Here is a 625-nt window from a genome sequence, read left to right as displayed (position 1 = left end):
AAACGAGCTTATAATCCAGGATACGGGATTAGGGTTTCAGAGAACCAAGGATATGGTCATCATTAGCATGACAAGCAAAGCAAGAACCGAAAGCCAAAAGGAAAAATTGTATGCTCTGCTTGCTGAAAGGCTAGAAGAAAAATGCGGAATTTCCCCTGAAGACCTCATGGTATCTATTACTGAGAATGGTGACGCAGACTGGAGTTTCGGTCTCGGTGAGGCGCAATTTTTGAATGGAAAACTATAAGATTTCGCCTCCCCATAAAAAAAAGAGAGAGCTCCAAAGAAGCTCTCTCTTTTTTTCATAAATGCGGAAGTCATCAGTATAGAAGCATCCAGCAATACGAAAAACCTGGATCTCCTTTTAGATCCGGTTTAAATGCCAATTGGAAGCTGACTTTGGCCGAAAATATAAAATTTTGCTGATTTGCATAATAAGATACATCATAATCCCCATTTACAATAGGTTGGATGTTATAGCTTATTGATCATTTCCTATTTTATATATCCCCTTCATATGCACATGACACTTTTGCCAATCCGGAAATGTCAGTCTGACAAATATAAAAAGTCATGTAAACGGGTGTGAACCGTACTTACATGACTCACCATGGAAACAAAGGCT

1 protein-coding gene is annotated in these 625 nt (G+C 38.9%); it reads left to right on the top strand.

What is annotated here, in order from left to right:
- On the top strand, positions 1-247 hold a 247-nt coding region (locus ACWHAR_RS28835; protein ID WP_452088668.1), incomplete at its 5' end, for a tautomerase family protein.
- Positions 248-625 lie beyond the last annotated feature (378 nt).

This window comes from Bacillus sp. LR--39 (assembly GCF_053613335.1).
The sequence above is the reverse complement of the archived record's forward strand: the minus strand, read 5'-3'. Positions and strand labels throughout refer to the sequence as shown.